This window comes from Microbacterium sp. K35 (assembly GCF_004794375.1).
In the GTDB taxonomy this organism is placed as follows: domain Bacteria; phylum Actinomycetota; class Actinomycetes; order Actinomycetales; family Microbacteriaceae; genus Microbacterium; species Microbacterium sufflavum.
On sequence record NZ_SSDM01000088.1, the window covers coordinates 1 to 7,494 of the forward strand.

The following is a 7,494-nucleotide window of genomic DNA, read 5'->3' on the forward strand; positions in this document are numbered from 1 at the left end:
GCGGCGGCCGTGGCCTCCGCGACGTGCAGCAGGTGGGCGTCCTCGTGGTCGCGCGCGCTCTGCGGCGGCTGCTGCGCGATGATCCAGCCGCGGATGGTGCCGAGGGCGCGCTCGAGTCCCCGCGCTGTGCGGTGGAGTCCGACGTCGTCCCACATCAGCTGCTGCAGGGCGCGGCGCTCGAACGGCGGGGTGCCGGTGGTCGCCGCCGGCTCCGGCGCGGGTGTCGCGGTCGCCCGCGGCGTCGTGGGGCCGGGGTGGACGCCGGTGGGCCAGGGAGCGGCGAGGGCCGCAGCCGCCCGTGCGCCGAACACCGCACCCTCCAGGAGGGAGTTCGACGCGAGGCGGTTGGCGCCGTGCACCCCGGTGCGGGCCACCTCGCCCGCCGCGTAGAGCCCGCGGATCGTGGTGCGTCCGTCGAGGTCGGTCACGACGCCGCCCATCAGGTAGTGCGCGGCCGGGGTCACCGGGAGCGGCTCGCGAGACCAGTCGAAGCCCCGCTCGCGGGTGACACGGTCGATCGTGGGGAAGCGGCGCGCGAGGGTCGCAGCTCCGAGCATCGTGGCGTCGAGGCGCACCGGCACGTCCTGTCGCGCGGCCTGTGCGGCGATCGCCCGCGCGACCACGTCGCGCGGCGCCAGCTCGCCGTCGGGGTGGCTGTCGAAGACGAACCGCCGTCCGTCGGCGTCGAGCAGCACCGCCCCTTCGCCGCGCACGGCCTCCGAGATGAGGAACGCCGGGCCGCTCGCGAGCACGGTGGGGTGGAACTGCACGAACTCCAGGTCGGCGACCGCGGCCCCCGCGGCCAGGGCCACGGCGATCCCGTCGCCCGTGACCCCGGCGGGGTTGGTGGTGTGGGCGTACAGCTGTCCGTCGCCCCCGGTCGCGAGGATCACGGCGTCGGCGGTCCGCACGGTGGGGCGGCCGTCGTGGAGCAGCTCCATGCCGCGCACGGTGCCGTCCGCCACGGTGAGCCCGGTGAGCATCGCCCGTTCGACCAGGGCCATTCCCGCCCGGCGCACGGCCGCGGTGAGGGCGGTCGCGATGGCGGCACCCGTGGCGTCTCCGCCCGCGTGGAGGATGCGCGCGTGGCTGTGCGCCGCCTCCCTCCCGCGCTGGAGGCTGCCGTCGGCGGCGCGGTCGAACGCGACGCCCTGGGCGATGAGCTCCGCGATGCGGGCAGAGCTCGCGGCCACGAGCGTCTCGACGGCGGTGCGGTCGCCGAGTCCGGCTCCGGCGGTGAGGGTGTCGTCCGCGTGCGCGGCCGGGGAGTCGTCCGGCCCGTAGCCGCCCGCGATCCCGCCCTGCGCGAGCGGTGTGCAGCCCTCGCCGACCTCGCCCTTCGTCACGAGCGTCACGGTGTGGCCCGCCTCGTGCGCGTGCAGGGCCGCGGTCATGCCCGCGATGCCCGCTCCGACGACGACGACGTTCATCGCGCGCCGGCTGCCGGGGGCTTGGCGGCGAGCATGCGCTCGAGGGCGACCCTGGCCGGTTCCGCGACGTCCTGGGCCACCGTGATCCGGTTGGGCGTGCGTCCCGCGACCAGCTCCTCCAGCGTCCAGGCGAGGTAGCCGGGGTGGATGCGGTACATGGTCGAGCAGGGGCACACCACGGGGTCGAGGCAGAAGATCCGGTGCTGCGGGTACTGCGCGGCGAGGCGGCGCACGAGGTTGATCTCGGTGCCGATCGCGAACGTCGTCGGCGTGGTGGCCTCGTCGATCGCGCGGCGGATGTACTCGGTCGATCCGGCCTCGTCGGCGGCGTCCACCACCTCCATCGGACACTCCGGGTGGACGATCACGCGCACGCCGGGGTGCTCGGCGCGGGCCTGGTCGATCTGCGCGACCGTGAAGCGGCGGTGCACGGAGCAGAAGCCGTGCCACAGGATGACGCGCGCGTCGCTGAGCTCGTCGGGCGTGGAGCCGCCCAGCGCTCGCCGCGGGTTCCACAGCGGCATGCGCTCCAGCGGCACGCCCATGGCCATGGCGGTGTTGCGGCCGAGGTGCTGGTCGGGGAAGAACAGCACGCGCTGTCCGCGCGCGAACGCCCATTCGAGCACGGTGTGCGCGTTGGAGGAGGTGCAGACGATGCCGCCGTGTCGCCCGACGAAGCCCTTGATCGCGGCGGACGAGTTCATGTAGGTGACGGGGATCACGGGCACGCGGCCGTCCGCGTCCGGCGTGTCGAGGTCACCCAGCACGTCGGCGAGCTGCTCCCAGCACTCCTCGACCTGGTCGATGTCGGCCATGTCCGCCATCGAGCATCCGGCGGCGAGGTTCGGCAGGATGACGGACTGCTCGGGGCGCGACAGGAGGTCGGCGGTCTCGGCCATGAAGTGCACACCGCAGAACACGATCGCCTCCGCGTCGGTCCGGCCCTTGGCGGCCGTGGCGAGCTGGAAGGAGTCGCCCACGTAGTCGGCGTGCGTGACGACCTCTTCGCGCTGGTAGAAGTGCCCGAGGATCACCACGCGGTCGCCCAGGGTCGCCTTGGCGGCACGGATGCGGTCGTGGAGCTCGGCCTCCGGTGCCTCGCGGTATTCGGCGGGCAGCTCGCCCTGGCGGGGAGCGCCGGTGGGGATCACATCGCCCATGGACGACCCCGGGCCGTAGCCCGGGCGGATGTCGAAGTCCCAGGGGCCGGCCGCGAGGTCGGTGGTGCAGGTGGCCTCGGTCGACGCGCCGGTGACGATCGCCTGGATCGCGTGGTCGACCGAGGCGTCCACGGGCAGGACGGCGGGAGTCGGGACGGCGGTGATGCTCATCGGGTGCTCGTTTCTTCGGGGCCGAGGGGGCCGCGGTCGGCCAGCTCGACATCGGTGTTGTCGCGGTACAGACGGGCGGGACGGTGGCTTCCGGTGCGGAACCGGTCGGTGGGCAGGAGGTTGCCGGCGGCCTCCACCTGACGGCGGAAGTTCGCGGGGTCGAGCTGGCGGCCGAGGATCGACTCGTACGCCTCGCGGAGCTCGGCGAGCGTGAACTCCTCGGGCAGGAAGCCCTGTGCGACGCGGCTGTAGCCGACCTTGTTGCGCAGGCGCCACAGGGCGTACTCGATGATCTTGGCGTGGTCGAACGCCAGTGCGGGGAGCTCGTCGACCTCGAACCACTGCACGTTCTCCGGCGCGCGTCCGCTGGCGCGGTGGGCGGCGATCTGGGCTTCGACGTCGTCCTGTCGCAGCAGCGCCCAGTACACGATCGAGACGACGCGCGTGGGGGAGCGGTCGACGGCGCCGAACGCGTAGAGCTGCTCGAGGTAGCTGGGCGCGAGGCCCGTGGTCTCCGCGAGCGTGCGGGCGGCGGCGTCGACCGGGGATTCCTCGGCGGTGAGCCAGCCGCCGGGGAGCGCCCACTGCTGCGCGAACGGCTCGCGCGTGCGGAGCACGAGGGGGAGGGCGAGCACGGCGCGGCCGTCGTCGGTGCGCCGCAGCGTCAGGATCACGGTCGAGACGGCGACGCGGATGGGCTGGCTTCGAGTCATAGGCACCTTAACCTCCGTGAACGATCTTAGTGTCATAGCGACCCTTAGGGCGACTCCATGACGCCGTGGGTCCAGCGAGTCCGAAACGTTATCTGCGGGAGGGAATAGGGCTTGTCCGGCCTGATGGGGTTTGTTAGGTTACTGTCCTAACAAACCCCTTCGAGGTGACGTCCGTCTCCTCCTCCCGGGTTTCCCGTGAACCCCGACCGGGGTTCGGCTCCATCCGGAGAATCCCTCCTGCAGTGCAGCACCGAGAGGAAATGAAGAATGATCCGTAAGGGAAAGCGCGGTATCGCGCTCACGGCGGTCGCGGGGGCCTCGGTCCTCGCGCTGGGACTCACCGCCTGCGGTGGCGGGGGAGGCGAAGGCGGCAACGCCGACGGCGACCGCGCCCTCCGCGTCTGGGCCGGCAGCACGACGCCGATCACCACGAACTACAACCCCTTCGCCCCGAACGTGCTCCACGGCGCACTCGGTCCGATCTACGAGCCCCTGTTCTTCTACAACAAGACCAAGGATGAGGAGCCGATCGGCCTCATCGGCGAGTCCTTCGAGTACAACGAGGACGGCACGCAGATCACGGTGAAGATCAAGCCCGATCTGAAGTGGAGCGACGGCGAGCCCCTCACGGCCTCCGACGTCGCCTTCACCTTCAAGTACGAGGCCAACAACCCCGAGGGCAACAATCTGGTCTCCGCCGAGGCGACGGACGACACCACCGTCGTGCTCACGTACGGCATCGCGCAGTACACCACGGAGTTCCAGCGGATGGGCTCGAGCTACATCCTCCCCGAGCACATCTGGAAGGACGTGGACGACTTCGCGAACTTCACCAACGAGGAGCCGGTCGGGTCGGGCCCGTACGTCGTCGACAAGACCACGAGCGAGTCCTACACCCTGGTCGCGAATGAGAACTACCGCGACGCCGACGAGCTGGCCATCAAGAAGGTCCAGTACATCGCCGTCGACAACAACCAGACGGCGCAGGATCTCGTCGCCGCGGGCGAGCTGGACTGGACCGGCATGTTCATCCCCAACCCGGACGACGTGACCGGCAACGGCAAGATCGAGTGGATCAACACGCCGCAGGACCCGACCGTGCTGTACACGTGCTCGAACGCCGAGCTCGGCTGCACGGGTCCGCAGACCGACGTCGCCGTGCGTCAGGCGCTGAACGTCGCGATCGACCGCGCCACCATCAAGGAGAAGGCGTTCGTCGGCCTCACCGCCGACATCTCGCCCGCCTACACGCTGCTCCCGCGGGATGAGAAGTGGCTCACGGACGACGCGTACGAGGTCAGTCCGCAGGAGGCGAACGTCGAGGAAGCCGCGTCGATCCTCGAGGCGGCCGGCTACACCAAGGGCTCGTCGGGCATCTACGAGAAGGCCGGCGTGCCGGTCGAGTTGAGCCTGATCTCGGTCGACGGGTGGACGGACTACAACGACGCCGCGAAGCTGATCGCCGAGCAGGCGGAGAAGGCCGGCATCAAGGTCACCACGTCCACCGTGCAGTGGCAGGAGTTCGTCGACGCCCGTCAGTCCGGCCAGTTCCAGCTGATCGTCGGCGGGGTCATCGGCACCACCATCGCCGACCCGTTCCAGATCTATCGTGACTGGTTCGGCGGCACCGCTGTTCAGTCCACCAGCCCGGTCGGGACGGAGATCCCCCCGGGGCGCTGGAACTTCAGCCGCTACAGCAACCCCGCCGTCGACGCGGCCATCCAGCAGGCCATCAGCACCGAGGACGAGGGGGAGCGCAAGCAGCTCTACGCCACGATCCAGGACGCGATCGTCAACGACGTGCCCTACATCCCGCTGGTGATCAACGCCACGCAGACCTTCTACAACACGAAGGACTACACCGGCTGGCCGACGGAGGAGAACCTCTACGCGTTCCCGCCGTCCTGGGGTGCCATCGCCGCCGGCTACGTGCTGACGCAGATCAAGCCGGCCGGCTGAGCGAAGGAGTCGGGGAAGCAGGAAGTCAGGACACAGTGACATGAAGTTCTATGCACGACGGATCGGGTTCTACGCGTTCACGCTGTGGGCCGCGATCTCCATCAACTTCCTGCTTCCCCGGCTCATGCCGGGGGACCCCGCCGACATCATGATCGCCAAGATGCAGCGGGCGGGCGGCGAGGTCTCCGAGACCACCATCCGCAACATCAAGCTGCTGCTCGGGGGCGACGACTCCTCGCTGTGGGAGCAGTACATCGCCTACTGGGGGCGGATGCTCCGCGGAGACCTCGGCATCTCCGTCACGAAGTTCCCGACGCCGGTCGCCGACCTCATCGCGGGCGCCCTCCCGTGGACCCTGGTGCTGGTGGGCACGGCGACCGTCCTGTCCTTCCTCCTCGGCGTCGTGCTCGGCGCGTGGGCGGGGTGGAAGCGGGGCACGTGGGTCGACCACCTCATCCCGGCGACCACCGTCCTGCAGTCCATCCCGTACTTCTGGCTCGCGCTCGTGCTGGTCGCCGTCTTCGCGGTCGGGCTCGGATGGTTCCCCATGTTCGGCGGCTACGACGTCTTCGACTTCCCGGACGGCCCGGAGCCGACCTGGGCCTTCTTCACCGACGCGGTCGCTCACTCGCTCCTTCCCGCGATCACGATCGTGATCAGCTCGGTCGGCGGGTGGATGTTCGGCATGCGCAACATGATGGTGTCGACGCTCGCCGAGGACTACGTGCTGACCGCCGAGGCGAAGGGCCTGCGCCCGCGGCGCATCATGACCACCTACGCCGCGCGAAACGCCGCGATCCCGTCGATCGCGGGCTTCTCGATCACCCTCGGCTTCGTGGTGGCCGGCGCCATCGTGATGGAACAGGTGTTCACGTATCCGGGTGTCGGGAAGCTCATGTTCCAGGCCGTCACCAACAACGACTACGCGCTGATGCAGGGGCTGTTCCTCGTGATCACCCTCACGGTGCTCGTCGCCAACTTCTTCATGGACCTCGTCTATGGCTTCATCGACCCGAGGGCTCGCCAGAATGTCTGACACGAAGAACCCGCTCCTCGTGGAGGAGCCGCCCACCGTCGCCCCCGAGGGCACGGTCGCCCTGGCCACGCAGCGCCAGGAACGCAAGCGCCGCCGGATCCTGCCGAGCACGTCGCCGAAGTTCATCGTCGGCTCTGTGCTCGTGCTCGCCATCGTGCTCTTCGCGATCATCGCGCCCTTCTTCACACAGAACCCGCGCAGCACCGACAACCCCGCACTCGCCGCGCCCTCGGCCGAGCACTGGCTGGGAACGACCAAACTCGGCAACGACGTCCTCGCCCAGCTCGCCATCGGGGCGCAGGGATCGTTGCTCATCGGCGTCACCGCCGGCGGGATCGCGATCGTCCTGTCCCTCTTCTTCGGTGTGCTGGCGGGGTACCTCGGCGGCTGGCGCGAGGACGCCCTGGCGCTGCTCACGAACGTGATGATCGTGATCCCCGGGCTCCCGCTCGTGATGGTGATCGCGTCGTTCGTGCCGCAGCGCAGCTGGCAGCTCGTCGCCTTCGTGCTCGGCATCACCTCGTGGGCCGGGGCGGCCTATGTCCTGCGGCTGCAGACGCGCTCGCTGCGCACCCGCGACTACGTGTACGCCTCGAAGGTCGCCGGCGAGCGATCCTTCCGCGTGATCCTCGTCGAGATCATGCCGAACCTGCTCCCGCTGCTCACGGCCCAGTTCCTGTTCGCGATCATCTTCGCGATCCTCGGCGAGGCCGGGCTGTCGTACCTCGGTCTCGGCCCGAACTCGTCGATCACCTGGGGGTCCATCCTCAACGACGCCCAGTCGGGGCAGGCGCTCGGCCGCGGTGCGTGGTGGTGGTTCGTGCCCCCGGGCATCATGATCGCGATCCTCGGCGCGGGGCTCGCGCTGATCAACTTCGCGATCGACGAGGTCATCAACCCGAAGCTGCGCAACGCGCCCGATGCGGCCCGCCGGGTGCGCAAGGCCGCCAAGACGAAGGGGGTCTCCGCATGAGCGACGCGGTGCTGTCGGCGAGGAATGTGTCGATCGAGTATGAGGTGGATCC

At 69.9% G+C, this 7,494-nt stretch carries 6 protein-coding genes; 3 read left to right on the forward strand and 3 right to left on the reverse strand.

The window, feature by feature from the left end; translation table 11 throughout:
* From nadB to DW299_RS02350, 3 genes are all read right to left on the reverse strand, one after another.
* The coding region (gene nadB, locus DW299_RS02340) for an L-aspartate oxidase (RefSeq protein ID WP_136035499.1) at positions 1-1,430 on the reverse strand (1,430 nt) is incomplete at its 3' end.
* On the reverse strand, positions 1,427-2,761 hold the full coding sequence (gene nadA / locus DW299_RS02345) for a quinolinate synthase NadA (RefSeq protein WP_136035500.1): 1,335 nt from the start codon (positions 2,759-2,761) through the stop codon (positions 1,427-1,429). The genes nadA and nadB, both read right to left, overlap by 4 nt.
* Positions 2,758-3,474 carry an NUDIX hydrolase gene (locus tag DW299_RS02350; protein ID WP_136028551.1) on the reverse strand — a complete coding sequence of 239 codons (717 nt, stop codon included), beginning with the start codon at positions 3,472-3,474 and terminating at the stop codon, positions 2,758-2,760. Before DW299_RS02350 ends, nadA begins: the two co-directional genes overlap by 4 nt.
* Positions 3,475-3,741: 267 nt before the next feature.
* Here DW299_RS02350 and DW299_RS02355 point away from each other — a divergent pair, with 267 nt between their 5' ends.
* From DW299_RS02355 to DW299_RS02365, 3 genes are read left to right on the forward strand one after another with little or no spacing between them, the layout of a single operon-like run.
* Positions 3,742-5,433: an ABC transporter substrate-binding protein gene (locus tag DW299_RS02355; protein WP_136035501.1), complete on the forward strand. Its 1,692-nt coding sequence runs from the start codon at positions 3,742-3,744 to the stop codon at positions 5,431-5,433.
* A gap of 40 nt (positions 5,434-5,473) precedes the next feature.
* On the forward strand, positions 5,474-6,469 hold the full coding sequence (locus tag DW299_RS02360; protein ID WP_136035502.1) for an ABC transporter permease: 996 nt from the start codon (positions 5,474-5,476) through the stop codon (positions 6,467-6,469).
* Positions 6,462-7,442 carry an ABC transporter permease gene (locus DW299_RS02365; RefSeq protein ID WP_136035503.1) on the forward strand — a complete coding sequence of 327 codons (981 nt, stop codon included), beginning with the start codon at positions 6,462-6,464 and terminating at the stop codon, positions 7,440-7,442. Before DW299_RS02360 ends, DW299_RS02365 begins: the two co-directional genes overlap by 8 nt.
* Positions 7,443-7,494 lie beyond the last annotated feature (52 nt).